The 19,074-nt window shown below is 62.7% G+C and carries 23 protein-coding genes; 12 read left to right on the top strand and 11 right to left on the bottom strand.

All coding sequences use genetic code 11. The annotated features are described in order from the left end of the window. Positions 1-56 precede the first annotated feature (56 nt). Complete coding sequence (locus P9875_RS10060) at positions 57-1,604, bottom strand: TerC family protein (protein ID WP_035826230.1); 1,548 nt, start codon at positions 1,602-1,604, stop codon at positions 57-59. A gap of 82 nt (positions 1,605-1,686) precedes the next feature. Continuing rightward, a complete protein-coding gene (locus P9875_RS10065; protein WP_035826233.1) occupies positions 1,687-1,962 on the bottom strand; it encodes a hypothetical protein in 276 nt (91 codons plus the stop codon). Positions 1,963-2,254: 292 nt separating this feature from the next. Between P9875_RS10065 and P9875_RS10070 the strand changes: the two genes are divergently transcribed. Then, a complete protein-coding gene (locus P9875_RS10070) occupies positions 2,255-5,098 on the top strand; it encodes a M16 family metallopeptidase (protein ID WP_278318285.1) in 2,844 nt (947 codons plus the stop codon). Positions 5,099-5,168: 70 nt separating this feature from the next. Here the strand turns inward: P9875_RS10070 and P9875_RS10075 are convergent, their stop codons facing one another. The 4 genes from P9875_RS10075 to P9875_RS10090 form a co-directional block, all read right to left on the bottom strand. Next, entirely contained in the window at positions 5,169-5,804 is a 636-nt protein-coding gene (locus tag P9875_RS10075; RefSeq protein ID WP_035828878.1) for an OmpA family protein, read from the bottom strand. 189 nt (positions 5,805-5,993) lie between these two features. After that, on the bottom strand, positions 5,994-6,140 hold the full coding sequence (locus P9875_RS10080; protein ID WP_010396376.1) for a lmo0937 family membrane protein: 147 nt from the start codon (positions 6,138-6,140) through the stop codon (positions 5,994-5,996). Between the two features lie 183 nt (positions 6,141-6,323). After that, positions 6,324-6,566, bottom strand: a complete 243-nt coding sequence (locus tag P9875_RS10085) for a hypothetical protein (RefSeq protein ID WP_278318286.1) — start codon at positions 6,564-6,566, stop codon at positions 6,324-6,326. Positions 6,567-6,731: 165 nt separating this feature from the next. Further along, positions 6,732-7,385: a glycine zipper 2TM domain-containing protein gene (locus P9875_RS10090; RefSeq protein ID WP_278318287.1), complete on the bottom strand. Its 654-nt coding sequence runs from the start codon at positions 7,383-7,385 to the stop codon at positions 6,732-6,734. Positions 7,386-7,571: 186 nt separating this feature from the next. On the opposite strand from P9875_RS10090, the gene P9875_RS10095 reads away from it, so the two are divergent. Then, positions 7,572-8,348: a Crp/Fnr family transcriptional regulator gene (locus tag P9875_RS10095; RefSeq protein ID WP_255206177.1), complete on the top strand. Its 777-nt coding sequence runs from the start codon at positions 7,572-7,574 to the stop codon at positions 8,346-8,348. A 118-nt stretch (positions 8,349-8,466) separates the two neighbouring features. Here the strand turns inward: P9875_RS10095 and P9875_RS10100 are convergent, their stop codons facing one another. Continuing rightward, on the bottom strand, positions 8,467-8,685 hold the full coding sequence (locus tag P9875_RS10100) for a glycine zipper 2TM domain-containing protein (protein WP_077401543.1): 219 nt from the start codon (positions 8,683-8,685) through the stop codon (positions 8,467-8,469). Between the two features lie 181 nt (positions 8,686-8,866). Then, on the bottom strand, positions 8,867-10,906 hold the full coding sequence (locus P9875_RS10105) for an AsmA family protein (RefSeq protein ID WP_278318288.1): 2,040 nt from the start codon (positions 10,904-10,906) through the stop codon (positions 8,867-8,869). Between the two features lie 256 nt (positions 10,907-11,162). On the opposite strand from P9875_RS10105, the gene P9875_RS10110 reads away from it, so the two are divergent. The 7 genes from P9875_RS10110 (at position 11,163) to P9875_RS10140 (ending at position 15,538) form a co-directional block, all read left to right on the top strand. Then, a complete protein-coding gene (locus P9875_RS10110) occupies positions 11,163-11,567 on the top strand; it encodes a DUF4398 domain-containing protein (protein ID WP_051959496.1) in 405 nt (134 codons plus the stop codon). 32 nt (positions 11,568-11,599) lie between these two features. Continuing rightward, complete coding sequence (locus P9875_RS10115; protein ID WP_034758945.1) at positions 11,600-12,499, top strand: OmpA family protein; 900 nt, start codon at positions 11,600-11,602, stop codon at positions 12,497-12,499. Between the two features lie 87 nt (positions 12,500-12,586). Further along, positions 12,587-13,123, top strand: coding sequence for a ferritin-like domain-containing protein (locus P9875_RS10120; RefSeq protein ID WP_099402792.1), 537 nt, complete (start codon positions 12,587-12,589; stop codon positions 13,121-13,123). Positions 13,124-13,181: 58 nt separating this feature from the next. Then, entirely contained in the window at positions 13,182-13,484 is a 303-nt protein-coding gene (locus P9875_RS10125) for a DUF883 family protein (RefSeq protein WP_035826246.1), read from the top strand. Positions 13,485-13,502: 18 nt separating this feature from the next. After that, complete coding sequence (locus P9875_RS10130; RefSeq protein WP_034758936.1) at positions 13,503-13,889, top strand: phage holin family protein; 387 nt, start codon at positions 13,503-13,505, stop codon at positions 13,887-13,889. Positions 13,890-13,910: 21 nt separating this feature from the next. Further along, entirely contained in the window at positions 13,911-14,249 is a 339-nt protein-coding gene (locus P9875_RS10135) for a hypothetical protein (RefSeq protein WP_035826249.1), read from the top strand. A 134-nt stretch (positions 14,250-14,383) separates the two neighbouring features. Continuing rightward, complete coding sequence (locus P9875_RS10140) at positions 14,384-15,538, top strand: patatin-like phospholipase family protein (protein WP_035826254.1); 1,155 nt, start codon at positions 14,384-14,386, stop codon at positions 15,536-15,538. Positions 15,539-15,541: 3 nt separating this feature from the next. Here the strand turns inward: P9875_RS10140 and P9875_RS10145 are convergent, their stop codons facing one another. Genes P9875_RS10145 through P9875_RS10155 form a run of 3 tightly spaced genes read right to left on the bottom strand, consistent with a single transcriptional unit; the run spans position 15,542 to position 16,547 of the window. After that, positions 15,542-15,844, bottom strand: a complete 303-nt coding sequence (locus tag P9875_RS10145; protein ID WP_278318289.1) for a hypothetical protein — start codon at positions 15,842-15,844, stop codon at positions 15,542-15,544. Between the two features lie 44 nt (positions 15,845-15,888). Then, positions 15,889-16,041 carry a DUF3309 family protein gene (locus tag P9875_RS10150; protein WP_010396415.1) on the bottom strand — a complete coding sequence of 51 codons (153 nt, stop codon included), beginning with the start codon at positions 16,039-16,041 and terminating at the stop codon, positions 15,889-15,891. A 59-nt stretch (positions 16,042-16,100) separates the two neighbouring features. Beyond that, complete coding sequence (locus P9875_RS10155) at positions 16,101-16,547, bottom strand: glycine zipper 2TM domain-containing protein (RefSeq protein ID WP_034786328.1); 447 nt, start codon at positions 16,545-16,547, stop codon at positions 16,101-16,103. A gap of 269 nt (positions 16,548-16,816) precedes the next feature. Between P9875_RS10155 and P9875_RS10160 the strand changes: the two genes are divergently transcribed. From P9875_RS10160 to P9875_RS10170, 3 genes are all read left to right on the top strand, one after another. After that, entirely contained in the window at positions 16,817-17,371 is a 555-nt protein-coding gene (locus P9875_RS10160; protein WP_035826256.1) for a hypothetical protein, read from the top strand. 82 nt (positions 17,372-17,453) lie between these two features. Then, positions 17,454-17,765, top strand: a complete 312-nt coding sequence (locus tag P9875_RS10165; RefSeq protein ID WP_035826258.1) for a BON domain-containing protein — start codon at positions 17,454-17,456, stop codon at positions 17,763-17,765. A 72-nt stretch (positions 17,766-17,837) separates the two neighbouring features. Further along, positions 17,838-19,034 (top strand): AI-2E family transporter, encoded by a 1,197-nt coding sequence (locus P9875_RS10170; protein ID WP_402720674.1) that lies wholly within the window; start codon positions 17,838-17,840, stop codon positions 19,032-19,034. Positions 19,035-19,074 lie beyond the last annotated feature (40 nt).

Raw genomic sequence — 19,074 nt, forward strand, 5'->3', positions numbered from 1 at the left:
CAGAAAAGGCAGACCCCAGCATACGGCATGGCAAGCGGGGCACGCTTGCCATTGTGTTACAAACTGTGATCGGGTTCGATGCGGCGCACGTCCACGCTGGCGATGCGGCGCTCGTCCGCTTCGAGGATTTCATAGCGCAAATCATCGAGTTCCAGTACTTCGCCCACGGCCGGCATGTTTTCGAAGTGCGCCAGCAGGAAGCCGGCCAGCGAGTTGTACTCGCCGTCTTCGCTGACCAGGGTTTCCGTCTCGAACACTTGCTCCAGGTAATGCAAGTCCGTCGCGCCATCGATGCGCCAGTGGCCGGGGCCCAGCACTTCCACGTCGGGCTGTTCGTCCTCGTCGGGGAATTCGCCGGCGATGGCTTCCAGGATATCGATCGGCGTGAGCACGCCTTGCACGGTGCCGAACTCGTCGACCACCAGCACCAGCTGGCCGCGCGAGCGCTTTAATGTTTCCATGGCTTTCAACACGCCGGCCGCTTCCGGCACGACGACGGCTTCGCGCATGCTGGCCGGGTCGATCTTGCCGCGCGAGACGAGGTCTTCGATGAGGTCCTTGCTGCGCGCGATGCCGACCACGTTATCCAGATCATCATTGCAGACAGGAATCATGCTGTGCGGCGTCTCGCGCAGCAATTGCAGCATCTTGTCGCTGCTGTCGTTCAGGTTGACCCACGACACGTCGCCGCGCGGCGTCATGACGGAGCGGATCGAGCGCTCGGCCAGGGTCAGCACGCCGCTGACCATGTTGCGCTCTTCCACGCCGAAGGCGGAGACGTCGGGCGTTTCCTTGACTTCGTGCTCTTCCACGGCTTCGCGGCCCTTGCGTCCGCCCAACAGGCTCAGCACGGCTTGCGCCGTGCGGTCGCGCAGCGGGGCGTTCGACTGCAGCTTGAGGAAGTTGCGGCGCGCCAGCTGGTTGAAGAACTCGATGACGATGGAAAAGCCGATGGCGGCGTACAGATAGCCTTTCGGAATGTGGAAGCCCAGGCCTTCGGCCACCAGCGACAGGCCGATCATCAGCAGGAAGCTCAGGCACAGCACGACGACGGTGGGGTGGGCGTTGACGAAGCGCGTCAGCACCTTCGAGGCCAGCATCATGACGACGATGGAAATGACGACGGCCGCCATCATCACGTACAGGTTTTCCACCATGCCGACGGCCGTGATGACGGCGTCGAGCGAAAAGACGGCGTCGAGCACGACGATCTGCGCCACCACGAGGCCGAAGCCGGCGTAGACTTTCGGGCCCGTCTGGGCGTGCGTGACGCCTTCGAGGCGCTCGTGCAGTTCGCTGGTGGCCTTGAACAGCAGGAACAGGCCGCCGACGAGCAGGATCAGGTCGCGCCCCGAAAACGAGAATGTCAATATGGAAAACAATGGCGTGGTCAGGGTGACCAGCCAGGAAATCAGCGAGAGCAGGCCCAGGCGCATGACGAGGGCCAGGGTCAGGCCCAGCACTCTGGCCTTGTCGCGCTGGTGCGGCGGCAGTTTCTCGGCCAGGATGGCGATGAAAATCAGGTTGTCGATACCCAGTACGATTTCCAGTACGACCAGCGTCAGCAGGCCGACCCAGATTGTCGGGTCAAATAACCATTCCATGTGTGTAACCTTGTAAAGTCGATCAGTGTAAAGCGTGCCCGGCGGCTAAAGCCCCGGACGCGTGGGTGCTGCATGCATGTCTTCAGAGGCGGACGCGCGGCGGCCGGGTGGCCAGCCGCACGTCCGCTTCGGCAAGTGCGCCCGGTCCCGCTTGCCAAATGATGGCGTAAAACGGCACGGCCTGGCGCGAGCTCGGGTACAGCGTGATGGGGTCGTTGTCGCATTCTTCAGTATCGCAGCTGTCGCCAGGCAGGCCTGCATGGAGGCTGGCGTCGGCACAGTCGATGCTGAAGGCGGGCGTGGCGGTAGCGCCGGCCGCGATTGCATGCTGGAATGGGGAAGGGCTGGCGTAAGCCATGCTGGCAAACGCCTGGGGTAAAGCGATGAAAACAAAAAGGCAGAGCAGGACGAGAGCTCGTCTCATATACAGGCAGATAGTTCTGGAACCGTGGAGTATAACACGGGCAGATAACAGCTTGATGACAGGGACTTGCGCAAGTGACAAGCATGCCGTAAATTACGAGAGCAATAATTTCACGTGGCGGCGAAGACGCAGCGCGGGCCCCGTGATCATTCTTGCACTCAGTATGTAGTCCATGGCGCTTGCTGTTGCGCCTTGCCCGATCATGTAGTGTTACCAGGAATTTGCCTTGAAACCCATTACCGCCCTCCTGCTTGCCGCCGGCATTCTCTCGCCTTCGTTCATCCTTGCCGCCACCCCCGTGGAAGCGGCGCCGACCCAGAAAACCGGCAAGGCTGCTCCCAGCCGCGCCGCCGTCAAAGTCACATCCGTCGAAGGCATCACCGAATACCGCCTGGCCAACGGCTTGCGCGTGCTGCTGTTCCCCGATGCCAGCAAGCCGACCCTGACCACCAACATCGTCTACCTGGTCGGCTCGCGCCATGAAAACTATGGCGAAACGGGCATGGCCCACTTGCTGGAACACTTGCTGTTCAAGCCCAGCGCCAACTTCGGCGTCAAGAAGGGCACGAAAACCCCGGTCGAGATCCTGAACTCGACGGGCGCCCAGTTCAACGGCACCACCTGGTACGACCGCACCAATTACTACGCCACCTTCCCGGCCAACGACGACAACCTGCGCCAGATGCTGGCCATGGAAGCGGACCGCATGGTCAACGCGGCCATCGACCAGAACGACCTGTGGAATCCGAAGACGCAGAAGGGCGAAATGACCGTCGTGCGCAACGAGTTCGAGATGGGCGAGAGCGACCCGATCGGCGTGACGAGCGAACGCATCCAGGCCATCGCCTACGACTGGCACAACTATGGCAAGTCGACCATCGGCGCCCGTTCCGACATCGAGCAGGTGAACATTCCCCGCTTGCGCGCGTTTTATCATAAATATTATCAGCCAGATAATGCCGTGCTGATGGTGGCGGGCCGCTTCGACGAAGCCAAGGTCTTGAAGCAGATCAATGAGCTGTTCGGCAAGATCCCGAAACCGACGCGCGTGATCGAGCCGACCTACACGGCCGAACCGGTGCAGGATGGCGAGCGCGCCGTGACGGTGCGCCGCAGCGGCGGCACGCAGTTCGTCGGCGCCGGCTACCACGTGGCGCCGTCCGGCAACCCGGACGCCGTCGCCATCGAAGTGCTGGGCCACGTGCTGACGGATGCACCGGCCGGCCGCTTGCACAAGGCGCTGGTGGAAACCAAGCTGGCCAGCAAGATTGAATACAACTCGGTGAGCAACCTGGAGCCGGGCTACAACCTGTTCGGCGCGCTGGTGCCGCTCGATGGCAACCTCGATGCGGCGCAGACGGCCATGCTGAAGGTGCTGGAAGAGCTGAAATCGCAGCCCATCACGGACGCGGAAGTGGCGCGCGTGAAACAGCAATTGAACAAACAGATCGAACTGGCCACTTCGAACACGGCCAGCCTGACGATCGCCCTGACGGAGTCCCTGGCGGCTGGCGACTGGCGCCTGTTCTTCCTGCAGCGCGACCAGCTCGACAAGCTGACGACGGCGCAGGTGCAGGCGGCGGCCGAGAAATACCTGAAGAGCTCGAACCGCACCCTGGGCCGTTTCATCCCCACCGATGCGCCGGACCGCACGGTCGTGCCGGCCTACGCCGACGTGGCGCCGCAACTGGCCGGCTACACGGGCCGCGCGGTCGTGGCGCAGGGCGAAGCGTTCGATCCGAGCCCCGACAATATCGAGGCGCGCACCACGCGCTTCACCTTGCCGAACGGCTTGAAAGGCGCCTTGCTGCCGAAGAAAACCAAGGGCAGCACCGTCAGCGTCGTGTTGAAACTGCAGATTGGCAGCGAAGAGAACTTGCGCGGCAAGGCGCAAGTAGGCGTCTACACGGCCAATCTGTTGTCGCGCGGCACGGATAAACTGTCGCGCCAGGAAGTGAAGGACAAGTTTGACCAGCTGGGCATGCAAGTGGCGATTTCGGGCGGCGCCGAAGGCGTGACCGCCATGCTGACAGGCAAGCGCGAGAACTTGCCGGCCGCCATGGACTTGCTGGCGCAAGTGCTGCAAAAGCCGGCCCTGAACGAAACGGAATTCCTGGAATTGCAGCGCGAGCGCGTCGGCCGCGCGGAGCAGGAATTGCCTGAGCCGCAGCCGCTGGCCGTGAACGCCTTCCGCCGCCTGCTCGACGCCACGCCGGAAGGCCATGTGCGCCATGTCAGCACCTTGCCGGACGAACTGGCGGGCTGGAAGGGCGTCAAAGTGGCGGATGTGAAAGCTTTCCATGGCGCCTACTATGGCGCGGCGAACGCGACTTTTGCCGCCGTGGGCGACTTCGACCCGGCCGCGCTGAAGGCGCAAGTGGCGAGCCTGTACGGCAACTGGAAGGCGCAGCAGCCGTACGTGCGCATTCCCGACGCCGTCAAGCCCGTCAGCGGCGAGAAAGTCACCCTGGAAACACCGGACAAGGCCAACAGCGTGCTGTTCGCCATCCAGCCGATTCCCCTCAAGGATGACGCCGCCGGCTATCCGGCCTTGCTGATCGCCAATCACATGCTCGGTGGCGGCGCCTTGCGCAGCCGCCTGGCCGACCGCATCCGCCAGAAGGAAGGCCTGTCGTACGGCGTCGGTTCGCAAGTGAGCGTACCGTCGCGCGAACCGGCCGGCTACTGGATGGCGTACGCCATCAGCGCGCCGCAAAACACCGTCAAGGTGGAAGCGGCCCTGCGCGAGGAAATCGCCAAGGTGCTGGCCGACGGCTTCACGCAAGAGGAACTGGCCGAAGCGAAGAAAGGCTGGCTGCAATCGGAAGAAGTGGGCCGCACGCAGGACAGCGGCCTGGCGCGCGGCCTGGCCGATTACCTGGCGCAAGACCGCACCATGGCTTACGACAAGGACCTGGAAGCGAAAGTGGCCGCCTTGACCCTGGCGCAAGTGAACCAGGGCCTGCGCGAATACCTGAAGCCAGCGGCCGTCTCGGTGGTGGTGGCGGGCGACTTCGCCAAGGTGGCGAAAGAGGGTGAAAGCGGCGCCAAGGCAACGACGTCGAAATAAGCTGTTTTACATGGAAAAAACCCGCCGGCAAGTTACCTTGCCGGCGGGTTTTTTATTGAAACATGTCAACTTAGCGCGGCGCCATTTCGGCTACGTAGATTTCCACGCGGCGGTTGCGTGCGCGTCCCGATGCATCCGCATTCGAGGCGATCGGCTCGCGGGCGCCGCGGCCTTCCGTGACGACGCGGGTCGGCGAGACGCCGCGCATGGACAGGTAGTCGCGCGTATGGGCGGCGCGTTCCACCGACAGCGGTTCGTTGATGGAAGCGCTGCCCGTGCTGTCCGTATGGCCGATGATGCTGACCGTGGTGTTCGGGTTTTCGTTCAGGGTGGCGGCAAAGCGGTCGAGGATGGGGCGGAAGTTGCCCTTGATGTCGGCGCGGTTGGTGTCGAAGGAAATGTCGCTTGGAATTTCCATTTTCAGGCGGTTATCGGCCGTTTGCGACACTTGCACACCAGTACCCTGTGTCGCTTGTTCCATCGCGCGCTTCTGGTTTTCCATGCGGTTCGACCAGATATTGCCGACCACGGCGCCAGCTGCCGCACCCAGCAGGGCGCCGCCGGCCGTGCGGCCGCTGCTGCCGCCACCGGTGGTGCCGCCGATCAAGGCGCCCAGGCCCGCGCCGATGCCGGCGCCCGTGGCCGTGCCACGTTGCGTCGAGGACATATCCGCACAGCCGCTGGCGGCCAGTGCGATCACCAGCATGCCGATCAGGGATTTGGCGCCAGGGCCTTTTTTGAATGTTTCTTTCATGGATTTTCTCCTTGTTTTGTTATTGGGACATACCCAGGACTACCCGTACACGTTACTGCAAAATGGGCCTGCTTGCCAGCGCACGCAAAAGGGCGGCGCCCGTTCGCACGCGCACCGCCCCTCTGGCCAGTCAATTGGCCTCTATAAACCGCGCCCGCTGATCAGGCGCAGCAGCACCATGATCACGGCGACCACCAGCAGGATGTGGATGAAGCCGCCAATGGTATAGGAAGTTACCAGGCCCAGCAGCCAAAGAATAATGAGTACGACGGCGATTGTATACAGCATGATGTGTCCTCCGAGAGTAATGTGTGGATGACGGCGACTGCCTTGGCCTTGCAGGCGCTGGCGCGTGGCGCCGTCATCGGTTCTTGTCATTGCGCGGCGACCGGGTCGCTGAACGCTGATGCCATGACTAAGTGTCTACTTTGTTTCCCTTGCCTTCTGTACGCTGTCGTACACAAGGCTCAACTAGCGCGAGCGGTCGGCGTGTTCATCGGCCATGCCCGGCACCCATGCCAGCATGCCGGCCATGCCGACGGCGCCCGCCAGGCAGCTGACCATGCCGCCCGTCAACAGCAGCATGACGCCGAACACGGGGCCGCCCGCTTGCGGCGCCAGGTCCAGCGCGCAGAAGCCCAGCGCGGTGGCCAGCAAGCCGCCGCCAATAAAGCCCAGCCAGATCCTGTTGCTGCCTGCCTTGTCGTCTTGCATGGCTACTCCTTGATGACGTTTCGTTGAACTTTCCTGAATGCATCATCTCGCGCGACGGCAAGCTCATCTGTACGCCAACGAACATTGTTAAAAAGAAAACGCCCGGACAGGCCGGGCGTGTATTCAGTTTGCAACGCATCGCGGCGCTGCGCTGCCTTGGGCAACTTAGCCGATGGCGCGCAAGCCGCCGTTGACGACGCGCACGCGGTCGCCCTGGCGCCAGTTCGGCGCAGCGCTCTGATGTAGCGTGCGCGTCTTGCCGTTATCCAGGCGCACGACGATGTTGTAGCTGCGCGTGGCGCGCACGCTGCCTTCGATCTGGTTGCCGGCCACTGCGCCGCCGACGGCACCCAGCACGGTAGCCAGCTGCTTGCCGTGGCCGCCGCCGACCTGGTTGCCGAGCAAGCCGCCGACGACGGCGCCGCCGGCCGCGCCCACGCCGCTGCCTTCGGCGCGCGTATTGACTTCATGGATGGCTTCGATCACGCCACAATTGCTGCATACCTGCGGCGCCGGGGCGGCCGCATATTGTGGCTGTGGCTGCGGCTGGCGCACCGGCTGCTGCTGTGGTTGCTGTTGCTGCTGTGGCGGCAGGGCGGCCAGCGGCTGCGCGCCGGACGCTTGCAAGTTCGCTTGCGGCTGGTTCGCCTGCAGGTTGGCCATTTGCTCGGCCGAGGTGCTGGCCGCCAGCGGCTGGCTATCGCCCTGGGAGGAAGGCAGCCAGCCCATCAGGGCAGCCGTGCCGACGCCGCAAAACAGCAGGACGGCGACGGCGGCGGCAAGCACCAGCGGATGGAGGGATTTGGTGGTGGTGGTCATGGAAGGCTCCTTGGTTTTTTTAAAATAATAAAAAGGGTGATGCGTGTTCTGCGTGTTATTTGCGTCTGTTGCCAGTGTGCTGTGCCGCTTGCTCCGCTTCCGTGCGTCACCGTACATACAGGGCCGGTACTGCACCGTAGGCTAAGTAAAAATTATGTCGAGTTGTAACGACACCAAGGAAAAGCAATGCCACTAACGAACGCCAGCACGACCCTGTCCCGCGATACAGGCCGATCCGGCCTGGGGTCGCCTGCGGGCGCGCCTGACGCCGGCAACCGCTTGCTGGCCAGCCTGCCCGAGCACGACTTGCGGCACCTGACCGCGCTGTTCGATAGCGTCACGGTCGAGGTAGGCGAGGTGCTGTACGAACCGGGCCAGCCTATCGGCCACATCTATTTCCCCGGCGATTGCCTGATTTCGCTGCTGGCCGTGGCGGAAGGCCGCATGACCCTGGAAGTGGGCTCCGTCGGCCGCGAAGGCGTGCTGGGCGCGTCCGTCGCGCTGGGTCATGACCTGGCGCAAGTGCGTGCCGTGGTGCAACGTTCCGGTACGGCCAGCCGTATCGCGCGGGCCGACTTCTGCGCCGAGTTCGCCCAGCTCGAGTCCCTGCAGCGTTTGCTGTACCGCTACACGGACACCCTGCTGGCGCAAGCCATCCAGATTGCCGTGTGCAGCCGCTTCCACGTGCTCGAAGCGCGCCTGGCCCGTTCGCTGCTGATCACGCGCGACCGCCTGCAGTCCGAAAAATTTCACCTCACGCATGAATTTCTCGCCCACACCCTGGGCGTGCGGCGGGTCGGCGTGACCAAGGCGGCCAGCGCGCTGCAACAGCAAAAACTCATCACCTACAGCCGCGGCAATATCGAGATCCTCGATTCTGCCGGCCTCGAAGCCGTTTCCTGCCGCTGTTACGAGCTGGTCAAGGATAGCGGCGCCATCGGCATGGCCAACGTCTTCGTCTGATTCTTCCCGCTTGCCTGCCTCAGGCTGGCCTTCATCCTTCCTGCTTTGATCCTTGTGCAGCAGACGCAAAAAAGCGGGGCGGGCGCCTGCGCACCCACCCCGCTTTCTCGATCAACAATTACTTCGGCTTGACCTGGTTACCGATCACGCCGCCGACGGCGGCGCCGCCGACTGCGCCGATGGCGCTGCCGCCCGTCAGCACGGAGCCGGCAACGGCGCCGACGCCAGCGCCGATGGCGGTGTTTTTATCCTGACCGGACATGTTGGCGCAAGCCGTCAAGCTCAGCAGCAGGGCGGCAACGGAAGTGGTAGCGGCGATTTTTTTAATGATTTGCATGATAGTTCTCCTATGAATTCGGACCTCGTGGCGCCGGCATGGTATGGGCCGGTAAGACTTCGTATCGCCACGTCTTGGGTGTTTCAGGCACGATTACAGAATAGGATTGTGGCAAGGCAGGGTCTGTTCGGCAACGCACATAGGGGTGTAACAATTGTAATCGTGCACGGCTGCGTATTTCTCAACGGCTTTTGCGCGGCGCCTTGCCCGGTTTCGGCGCCACCGGTTTCACGCGCGCCTGGGCCAGCAGTGCCGCGCATTCGCTATCTTCGACGGGGCCGGCATTGACCAGCGGCAGCAGCGCCGCCACGGGCGCCACCACGGCCAGCGCCAGTGCGCCACCGGCGCGCAGGGCCAGCACGCCCTTGTCCACGCTCACGTCGGGCTTGCTGAACGTGCCATGAACATACAGGGGCGAGCGCAGCGAAAAGACGCGCAAGCCCTTGCTGTCCGGCCGCAGGGTCAGGTCCAGCCGTTCATCGGCCAGGTTCACCGTGCCATCGATATTCAGGACGGCGTCATCCGTGTCGACGATGAACTGGCGTGTGCGCATCAAGCCCTTGGTGACGGCGAAGTCGGCGGCCATGCAGTTCAGCCTGACCTGCTTGTCGCCAGACAGTTTGGCCAGCACGACACTGCCGATATTCAAGCCCATTTCTTCCAGCAACAGTTTGCTGATGCTGCCCCGGTTGATCAGCGCGCGCACTTCGCCGTTCGAGCTGCCCAGCAGGGTGGCGACGGAATTGCCCGTGGCCGACAGCGATGCATCGCCATTGATCTCGCCCACGCTCGCTTGCAGGGCGGGCAGGCGGGGAAACAGTTGCTGGATGTGCAGATGGCGGGCGCTGGCCTTGAGTTCGGCCGCGATGCCGTTGGCGATAACTTTGCCGCTGCCGTCGAGCTTGATTTGCGACGTCAGGGTGCCGCCCGCCACGTTGAAATTCAGGGGCGTGAGCGAGAGCACGCCGTCCGTCAGCACCACATGCGTGTCGAGCTTGCTGATCGGCAAATCAGCGTCGCGCGTGATCTTGTCGGCCGTGTAGCGCACGTCGGCGTCCAGGCTGGTCCAGCGCTCCGTCTTGAAGGTTTCCACCGGCAGCACGCGGCCGGCCGGCTGCGTCGACGGCACGCCCCGTTCCTTCTTGCTGGCGCTGGAATCGGCACCCACCAGCGGACCGAGGTCGGAAAATTGCAGCAGGCGCGAATGGACTTCACCCGTCAGGCGCTTGCGCGGCGTGCTGGCGGAAAAGGCCAGCTTGCCGCTGATGTCGCTGGAGCCCACATTGCCGCTGAACTTGTCGTACACCCACTCGCCGCCGCGCGGCGCCAGGGTGCCCGTCAAATGGCCTTCCGTGCTGAAATGCGGCGTCTCCGGCAGCAGCACGCCCGTCAAGGGATACAGGCGGGCCATGCTGGGTCCGGATAGCTTCAGGCGCACGTCGAGCGCGGCCAGGTCTGTCGGGCGCGTCAGGGTGCCTTCGATGGCCACGCTGCTGCCGCTCGCGCGCATGTCGGCCTGGATGGGGAAGGGCGTGCCTTGCCGCTGCAGCGACAGCACGCCGCCCGCCTTGCCGCCGCCCTTGACGGTTTCGCCGCGGTAGGTGCCCGACAGCGTCCACGCGATGCCATAGCGCGCATCGTCCGCGATGGTGTCGACATCGGCGCGCATCGCCGTTTTGCTGACGCCATCGTCCAGATAGACGGTGCCCTTGCTGAAGACTACGCTTTGCAATTCCAGCTGCCACGGCGATGGCTGCTCCTGCTTGTCGAAGGTCCAGTTGTTTTTGCCATCCTTGCTGCGCAGCAAGCGCACCTGCGGCGTGTCGAAGCGCAATTGCGGGATGATGATTTTCTTGTCCAGCAGGGCCAGCGGGTTGAGCGAGAACGCCAGCTGGCTGACGGTGGCCAGCTGCGCCTGGCCATCCGTGTCCGTCATCGCGCTCGGGTTGCCCAGGCGCACGTCCTTGGCCTGCAGGTGCGGCCAGGGCAGATAGTCGCGCCAGGTTTTTTGCCCCGCGGTACCGGCTGGCTGATGCCACGTCAGCGCCAGGTCGCCGTCGATGGCGAATGGACGTCCCAGCGCGTCGCTGGCGCGCGCATTGAGCCAGGGCTTGGCGCGGTTCCAATCCATGTTCGACAGGACGATGGCGGCGGTGACGGGCAGGGCGATGAGCACGGCGGTGCTGGCGAGGGCGATTTTCTGACGGCGGGAGAGCGGCATAAGCTGATTCTTTCTGTACAAGTAGTTGCGATGCTACAGGAATCGCTCCAAGGCCGGGCCTGTTTCAGCTTTTGCTGGCGGACACGTGCGCTGGCGCACGTTGCCAATGCAAGTATTGTCGATTTCTTACCCTATGTGCGGCACCGAACGGATATGCGGGGAGCCGGAGCCTATAACGTCATACATCAAACGCAGTTCCTGATTCCAGATGCACAGCATCTAACCCTCACGCTTAACATTCTCCAGGAGAAGAAAAATGACAAACCGAGATTTCAAGATGTCCCCATTGGCCGCCTTGGCCGCCTGCGCCACCGCCGTTGTCCTGATGACGGGCTGCTCCAGCCTGAAAACGCCTGCCACGGCCGACGTCGCCGTCTCGCGCGCCGCCGTCGATAACGCCGCCAGCGCCGGTGCCGCCGACCTGGCACCCGATGAAATGCGTTCGGCCCGCGAAAAAATGCGCATGGCTAACCAGGCCCTGAAAGACCGCGACTACAAGATGGCGCGCGACCTGGCCGACCAGGCGCAAGCCGATGCCAAGCTGGCGCAAAGCAAGGCCAACTCGGCCAAGGCCACCAGTGCCGCCGATGAAATCAACGAGAACATCCGCGTCATGCGCGAAGAGCTCGACCGTGCCAATCAGCAAGCCCCAAAACAATAAGCCACAACAATAACTAATAACAGGATTCCATCATGAAAAAAGCTACCTACACCACCATTCCCGGCCTGCTGGCCATGGCCGCCTTTGTTGCCGCCTGCAGCTCCGCACCGACCACCACCAGCCTGCTCGACCAGACGCGCGGCGACTACATGGCGGCGCAATCGAACCCGATCGTGTCGACCTATGCGCCACGCGAATTCCGCGAAGCGAGCGCTGCGCTGGAAGCGGCGAACGCGGCCGCCACGCGCCAGGAAGATAGCGAAAAAGTCGACAAGCTGGCCTACCTGGCCAAGCAAAAGATAGCCACGGCGCAGGAAGTCGCCAAGCAGAAGGCGGCGGAAGCCGATATCGCCAACGCCGGCAAGCAGCGCGATCAGTTGCGCCTCGATGCGCGCACGCAGCAGGCTGACCAGGCCACGGCCCGCGCCCAGTCGGCGCAAGCGGATGCGGAAGCGGCCAAGGCCCAGGCGCAAGCGGCCGAAGCGTCGGCCCGCGATGCGCAAGCCCGCGCCGCCGGACTCGAAGCGCAGCTGGCCGATCTGGCCGCCAAGAAAACCGAACGCGGCATGGTGATCACCCTGGGCGACGTGCTGTTTGGCACGGACAAGGCGAACCTGACGGCCGATGGCGCGAATACGGCGCGCAAGCTGGCCGATGTGCTGAAAAACAATCCGCAGCGCACCGTGCTGATCGAAGGCTTTACGGATAGCACGGGCGGCTCCGCGCACAACCTGGAATTGTCGCAACGCCGCGCCGAATCCGTGCGCAACGCGCTGCTGGAGCAAGGCATCAGCCGCGACCGCATCGCCACCAAAGGCTATGGCGCCGCCTATCCGGCCGCCGGCAACGACACGGCGGCAAACCGCCAGCTGAATCGCCGTGTGGAAATCGTCTTGTCCGAGGACAACACGGCCATTCCCGCCCGCCGCTAAGCCGCGTCCGTTGACGCGGGAGTAGAAAGGCAGCACCGGCCGAAGCTTGGCCGGTGGATACCCATGCAAGACTTGAAAGGAAACATCATGACCCAAACATCTGTTGAGATTCCAGCTGGCATCGATACGGCAGCCATCCGCGCTGCCGCCAAAAACCTGGACGACGGCGCCGTGACGGCCGGCTACCAGGCCGACCGCCAGGAGTTGATCACCCTGTTGAATGGGGCGCTGGCCACCGAACTGGTGTGTATTGCGCGCTATAAACGTCATTACTACACCGTGAGCGGGCGCGACAACGGCAGCATCAAGGCCGAGTTCCTGGAACATGCGCAGCAGGAGCAGGAGCACGCCGACTGGCTGGCCGAACGCATCGTGCAATTGAATGGCAAGCCAGATTTTAATCCTGCAACATTGCTTGCGCGTAGCCATGCCGAGTATGATGACTCTGAAGACGTGCAAAGTATGGTGCGTGCCAATCTGATCGCGGAACGGGTAGCGATCGAGTCGTATCGCCAGATGATCGTGAAAATCGGCGACAAAGACCCGACCACACGCCATTTGTTGATCAAGATCATGGCTGTCGAGGAAGAGCACGCCGATGATATGCGCGATCTGATGGAATAGTGTTTTTGAGTAAAGTAGGTATAGTAACTACATTCATCCACAGCTAAGGAGCTAAACCATGTTGGAAAACAATATCACCACCGTCAATAACGATGTCAAAACCCTGGTCAAGGATGCGCAAGCCCTGTTCAGCGCCGCTGCCGCCCTGACGGGCGAAAAAGCCGACGAAGTGCGCGTCAAGGGCATGAAAACCCTGGACGCCGCCCTGGCCAAGGCGCATGAAGCGCAGGCGTCGGCCATCGTTGCCACCAAGCAGATGGCTGCCCAGGCTGACGGCTATGTCAAGGAAAACCCATGGCGCACCGTGGCTGTCGCCGCTGGCGTCGGCGTGCTGGTCGGCTTCATCCTGGGCCGCAAGTAATCCACTGTCAGGAGCGATATGGACAAGTCTGCTTCGTCTCACCAGGGGCCGGGATTGATCGGCTCGGTTGCCGGCCTGGCCAAAAACGCCGTCGGACTGATGTTGTCGCGGCTGGAACTGGCCACCATCGAACTGTCGGAAGTGCGCAATCACATGCTGCAGCTGATTGTCATTTTCGCGCTGGCGACCGTGGCGGGCTTGTTTGCCATCGCTTACGGCAGCGTGCTGATCGTCTTCCTGGCCTGGGATAGCCTGGGCTGGAAGATCCTGGCGATCATGACGGTCGTGTTCGTACTGCTGGCCATCGCGCTGGTGATGTATGCGCGCGCCATGCTGCGTCAAGGAAAGCTGTCCATGCCGGCCACCATGGCGGAATTGAAGGCTGACCGCGACATGCTGATGTAAGCGGCCTCACGAGGAGAATTCATGTCGGAAAACGACAAACTGGCGGCGCAAGCCGCCCGCAAGCGCCTGCTGATCGCCCAGGGCGAAATGTACCGCGTGGGCATCGTGCATGCGCGCGCCAACGTGGGCTACGCATTGCGTCCCGAGTCGATGCTGCAGGGCGTGGTCGAGACGGCGGTCGGCTTTGCCGGCCACCGCGTCGAATCCCTGCTGGCGCCGGGCGGCATGCGTTTGCAAGGCGCCATGCCTTACGTGCTGACGGCGCTGTCCTTTATCGGACGCAAGAAACTGGTCAAGCCGGCCCTGGTCCTTGTGGCCGTGGCCGCCGTTGCCGCCAGCTGGCTGCGCCGCAAGCGCTGAACGCCAGCCGTGTTGCACAGGAACGCCGTCATTGACGGCGTTTTTTTTGCCCGTACCCAAGGTCCGGCGCAGACAGGCGCAATCCCTTACAATGATTTACGCTGCACCCGCGCGGCGGATAGAGGGCCATCTTGATGACGAATTCGAAGACACCGATCAATCAGTTAAATCCCTCGCGCCTGCGCATCGTGCTGGTGCTGCAGGGCGGCGGCGCACTGGGCGCCTACCAGGCCGGCGTCTACCACGCGCTGCACGAGCATGGCCTGGCGCCCGACTGGGTGGTGGGCACCTCGATCGGCGCCATCAATGCGGCCATTCTGGCCGGTAACAAGCACGAAGACAGGCTCGTGCGTCTGAAAGAGTTCTGGCAGCGCGTGGCGCACCGCGACAGCATCGACATGAACCTGGTCTCCGACCAGCAGCGCCGCTCGAACATCTGGCTGGCCACGCTCGATACCGTGCTGCGCGGCGTGCCCGGCTTTTTCAAGCCGCGCACCTTCAGCCTGTTTCCCGCTGGAATCGCCGTCAAGCCGGAAGAGGCCAGTTTTTATGACACCAGCGAGCTGGCCGGCACCCTCGAGGAACTGGTCGATTTCGATTACCTGAACCAGCCCGGCGGCATGCGCCTGACGGTCAACGCCCTGCGCGTCAAATGCGGCAGCCTCACCAGTTTCGACAGCCAGCAGCAGCCGCTGACGGCCGATCACATCCGCGCCAGCGGCGCCTTGCCGCCCGGTTTTGCCGGCGTGCGCGTCGATGGCGATTTATACTGGGATGGCGGCCTGTACTCGAATACGCCGCTGGAAACCGTGCTTGACGACACGCCCCACGTCGACACCCTGGTCTTCATGGTCGACTTGTGGAGCTCGGAAGGGCCGGAACCGACCACCCTCGACGAAGTGCAGACGCGGCAAAAGGACGTCACCTTCGCGTCGCGCTCGAAGCGGCATATCGCCGATTACGTCAATACGCACACCTTGCAGCGCAAATTGCGCGAACTGTACGCCGGCCTGCCCGACACCAAGCACAACCGCCAGCAGACGCAAGAGCTGGTGGCGTTGGGTTGCGACAGCACCATGCACATCGTGCGCCTGCCGTACGCGGGGCGCGACTGGCACATGGCCGCCAAGGACATCAATTTCTCCAAGGGCTCCATCGAGTGGCGCTGGGAGCAGGGCTACCAGGATGGCTTGCGCGCAATCAAGGCGGCCGGCTGGCTGGCTTTTGTCACGGAAGACACGCCGCTGGTGGTACACGAGTTGCCGCCATACGAACGCGACGCTGCCTGATCATCACTGCGGATGCGCCGCCTCGCGCAGCTTCTCCGCGTTTGCCATGTCTTGCCGATACGTGTCTTGCGCATCCTTCAGGCAGGTGGCGCGCGCGGCCGATGGTTCCGAACGGCAAGCTTTCTTGGCCTCGGCCAGGGCGGCGGCGATTTCCTTGCGCAGGGTGCGCAGCTGGGCTTGCGCCGTGCTGTCTTCCTGGTACCAGCGTTGCGGGTCGCCCGGCTGCGGCGCGGCAGTCTGCGCCAGCACGAATGGCGCCAGGCTGCAGGCGAGCAGGGTGGCCAAGAGTGTGTTGTGGATAGTCATGATATTTCCTCCTTGAAATAAAAAAGGCGCCGTAGCGCCTTTTTTTACAACCTGCCCGTCAGTAATAGCAGGATCAGTATCACTACGACCAGGCCGGCGATGCCGCTGGGACCGTAACCCCAGTTGCGGCTATGCGGCCAGGTGGGCAGGACGCCGACCAGGGCCAGGATCAAGATGATCAGAATGATGGTGCCCATGGTATCTCCTTGTTGGTGCATGGTCCGGCGCAGGCTTGCGGACAAGCCCGGCCAGCGGATTAATAGCGGTAGACGCGGCCGTCAACGACGCGCACGCGGTTGCCCGGGCGCAAATCATTCGCATTGTCCTGCACCACGGTGCGGTATTCGCCGTTGTCGAGGCGTACGCTGATCTGGTAGGCCTGCGCTTGCTGCCTGCGGCCTTCGACCTGGTTGCCCACGACGCCGCCGGCAACGGCGCCCGCCACGGTGGCGGCCGTGCGTCCGCCGCCCGAGCCGATGGTATTGCCCAGCAGGGCGCCGGCGATGCCGCCGACCACGGCGCCGGCGCCGCTGGTTTGTCCGCCGCCTTGCACGATCTGGATGGAGTCGACGGTGCCGTACATGGCAGATTCAGGCTGGTTGGCCGGGTAATATTGTTGTGACTGGGAAGGACCGGTGGCGCAACCGCTCAGTGCGGCGGTGGCGGCGAGCATCAGTGCAGCCAAGGTGGCGTTGGTTTTCATTTTATTCTCCTGACGAGGTGAGGGTGTAGTGCCATCTTAGTCATGCCCCTGTTTCCGGTCTGTACGCTGCCGCACGTAGTTATTTGCTGCCAAAAATGGTATTTTTTACCGTGGCGATCCACCAAAACGTTGTTATTTATCCCTGTATCCCTTCCGCTTTCAAAATAAATTACTTGTGTACGGCAGCGTACAGAAGAGAGGCGGCGATCCACGTAAAACGGTAGTCATGCCAAGCAGACATGCTTGCTACCACCAGGGAGAAACACAATATGAACAAGAATAAGCTTTTCACCGCCATCGTCGTCAGCCTGGCATGCGCCGCCTGGGGCGGTCAGGCCGTGGCGGCCACGCCGGAAGCGAAAGCAGCCTACAAGGCGGCCAATGAGCAGGCTGGCCTGAACTACAAGCTGGCACATGCCGAGTGCGAAAAAATCACGGGCAACCCGAAAGATGTCTGCGTTGCCGAAGCGAAAGCCGTGCGTGCCTACGATGAAGCGGTGGCCCAGGCGCAATACACGAATACCCTGCGTGCCTACACCAAGGCGCGCATCAAGATTGCCGATGCGAACTACGACGTCGACCTGACGCGCTGCGATGCGCTGACGGGCAACGACAAGGATGTCTGCGTCAAGCTGGCCAAGTCCACCAAGGTGGCGGCCCTGGCCGATGCCAAGGCGGACAAGAAAGTCATCGAAGCGCGCAGCGATGCGCGTGAAGCAAAAAGAAAAGCCGAGTACAAGGTCGCGACAGAAAAATGCGATGCATTAGCCGGCGCAGCCAAGGATGACTGTATCAAGGCTGCAAAAACCCAGTTTGGCTACTGAGCTCCCTCCGGCGCGCAGTCACCACACTGGTATAAGAAGCTCATTGTGAGCACATTGATTGACCACTCCTAAGGAAAAAACCATGAAATTCACTAAATCTATCGCTACTGGCCTTTTCATCGCTTCCCTGTTCGCCGTTGCAGGTTGCGCTTCGACCCCAACCAAAGAAGGCACGGGCGAGTACATCGACGACGCGGCCATCACCACCAAAGTGAAAGCCAGCATCTTCAATGAGCCTACCCTGAAATCGACGGAAATCAACGTTGAAACCTTCAAGGGCGTGGTTCAGCTGAGCGGCTTCGTGGCCCAGCCGTCGGATGCCTCCAAGGCAGGCGAAGTCGCCCGTGGCGTCAAGGGCGTGAAGTCGGTCAAAAACGACATCCGCGTCAAGTAATGGCATGACCTGCCGCAGCGGCCAGCCCCACGGCTGGCCCTGTGGTCCACCACCGACCGTCGCGGGAATCGCATGCATATCCAGCCTAAAGATACCCCGCCCGAGCCGGTGGCGGCTGCCTCCACCGAGCCTGCCGGGCCACCTCCCGGCACGCCTGTGGAGCACCCCGATTCATCCTTGCGTTTGCCGCTGCACGTCAATGCGCGCGGCTTGGCGCTGGGCATCATCGCCACCGTCAGCTTCATTTATGCGCTGCAGTGGGCACAGAAATTCCTCATTCCCGTCATTTTCGGCATTTTCATTGCCTATACCCTCAATCCCGTCGTCGCCTGGCTGGAAAAGCTGCGCCTGCCGCGCGCAATCGGCGCCACGGCCGTCACGGCCCTGATCCTGTTCGGCTCCCTCGTCGTGGTCGAGCGCGTGCAGGGCGAATTCGAATCCATCGTTGAAGAATTGCCGGCCGCCACGCATAAGCTGTCGCGCCTGATCGCCGCCAATACGGGCGGCAAGAACAGCACCTTCCAGAAGATGCAGGCCGTGGCCAATGAAATCGAGCAAGTGGCCGCCGGCGCCGAAGCGCGCCGCAACAACCGCCGCGCCGCCGCGGCCGAGGCGCCCAATTTCAAGATCATGGACTGGGTCTGGGCTGGTTCGCTGGGCCTGGTGGGCTTCCTCAGCCAGGCCACCATGGTCATCTTCCTCGTGTTTTTCCTGCTGCTGTCGGGCGACACCTTCAAGCGCAAGCTCGTCAAGCTGACGGGGCCGTCGCTGAGCCGCAAGAAGGTTACCGTGCACATCCTGGAAGACATCAATACCTCGATCCAGAACTATATGTTCATGCTGCTCGTCACGAATGGCTTGCTGGCCGTCCTGATGTGGATCGCCCTGCGCGTGATCGGCCTGGAAAATGCGGGCGCCTGGGCCATCGTGGCCGGCTTGCTGCACATCATGCCGTATTTCGGCCCCTTGCTCATCACCATCGCCACGGGCCTGGTGGCCTTTTTGCAGTTCGAATCGCTGGAAATGGTCTTGCTGGTGACGGGCACGTCGATGGCCATCGCCACCCTGGTGGGCACCTTTGTCACCACCTGGATGACGGGGCGCATCGCCCGCATGAATCCCACGGCCGTGTTCATCAGCCTGCTGTTCTGGGGCTGGCTGTGGGGCGTCTGGGGCTTGCTGCTGGGCGTGCCCATCATCGTCATCGTGAAAGTGGTGGCCGAGCGCGTGCAGGGCATGGAAGTGGTGGCGGAACTGCTGGGCGAATAGCCTGCGGTACAGCAAAGAAAACGGCGCCCGCGGGCGCCGT

Source organism: Janthinobacterium rivuli, assembly GCF_029690045.1.
Lineage (GTDB): Bacteria > Pseudomonadota > Gammaproteobacteria > Burkholderiales > Burkholderiaceae_D > Janthinobacterium > Janthinobacterium rivuli.

Bases quoted from the DNA above. Each gene is read 5' to 3' on its own strand.
- P9875_RS10060 (WP_035826230.1), bottom strand. From the start codon at position 1,604: ATGGAATGGTTATTTGACCCGACAATCTGGGTCGGCCTGCTGACGCTG.
- P9875_RS10065 (WP_035826233.1), bottom strand. From the start codon at position 1,962: ATGGCTTACGCCAGCCCTTCCCCATTCCAGCATGCAATCGCGGCCGGC.
- P9875_RS10075 (WP_035828878.1), bottom strand. From the start codon at position 5,804: ATGCTGGTGATCGCACTGGCCGCCAGCGGCTGTGCGGATATGTCCTCG.
- P9875_RS10080 (WP_010396376.1), bottom strand. From the start codon at position 6,140: ATGCTGTATACAATCGCCGTCGTACTCATTATTCTTTGGCTGCTGGGC.
- P9875_RS10085 (WP_278318286.1), bottom strand. From the start codon at position 6,566: ATGCAAGACGACAAGGCAGGCAGCAACAGGATCTGGCTGGGCTTTATT.
- P9875_RS10090 (WP_278318287.1), bottom strand. From the start codon at position 7,385: ATGACCACCACCACCAAATCCCTCCATCCGCTGGTGCTTGCCGCCGCC.
- P9875_RS10095 (WP_255206177.1), top strand. From the start codon at position 7,572: ATGCCACTAACGAACGCCAGCACGACCCTGTCCCGCGATACAGGCCGA.
- P9875_RS10100 (WP_077401543.1), bottom strand. From the start codon at position 8,685: ATGCAAATCATTAAAAAAATCGCCGCTACCACTTCCGTTGCCGCCCTG.
- P9875_RS10105 (WP_278318288.1), bottom strand. From the start codon at position 10,906: ATGCCGCTCTCCCGCCGTCAGAAAATCGCCCTCGCCAGCACCGCCGTG.
- P9875_RS10110 (WP_051959496.1), top strand. From the start codon at position 11,163: ATGACAAACCGAGATTTCAAGATGTCCCCATTGGCCGCCTTGGCCGCC.
- P9875_RS10115 (WP_034758945.1), top strand. From the start codon at position 11,600: ATGAAAAAAGCTACCTACACCACCATTCCCGGCCTGCTGGCCATGGCC.
- P9875_RS10120 (WP_099402792.1), top strand. From the start codon at position 12,587: ATGACCCAAACATCTGTTGAGATTCCAGCTGGCATCGATACGGCAGCC.
- P9875_RS10125 (WP_035826246.1), top strand. From the start codon at position 13,182: ATGTTGGAAAACAATATCACCACCGTCAATAACGATGTCAAAACCCTG.
- P9875_RS10130 (WP_034758936.1), top strand. From the start codon at position 13,503: ATGGACAAGTCTGCTTCGTCTCACCAGGGGCCGGGATTGATCGGCTCG.
- P9875_RS10135 (WP_035826249.1), top strand. From the start codon at position 13,911: ATGTCGGAAAACGACAAACTGGCGGCGCAAGCCGCCCGCAAGCGCCTG.
- P9875_RS10140 (WP_035826254.1), top strand. From the start codon at position 14,384: ATGACGAATTCGAAGACACCGATCAATCAGTTAAATCCCTCGCGCCTG.
- P9875_RS10145 (WP_278318289.1), bottom strand. From the start codon at position 15,844: ATGACTATCCACAACACACTCTTGGCCACCCTGCTCGCCTGCAGCCTG.
- P9875_RS10150 (WP_010396415.1), bottom strand. From the start codon at position 16,041: ATGGGCACCATCATTCTGATCATCTTGATCCTGGCCCTGGTCGGCGTC.
- P9875_RS10155 (WP_034786328.1), bottom strand. From the start codon at position 16,547: ATGAAAACCAACGCCACCTTGGCTGCACTGATGCTCGCCGCCACCGCC.
- P9875_RS10160 (WP_035826256.1), top strand. From the start codon at position 16,817: ATGAACAAGAATAAGCTTTTCACCGCCATCGTCGTCAGCCTGGCATGC.
- P9875_RS10165 (WP_035826258.1), top strand. From the start codon at position 17,454: ATGAAATTCACTAAATCTATCGCTACTGGCCTTTTCATCGCTTCCCTG.
- P9875_RS10170 (WP_402720674.1), top strand. From the start codon at position 17,838: ATGCATATCCAGCCTAAAGATACCCCGCCCGAGCCGGTGGCGGCTGCC.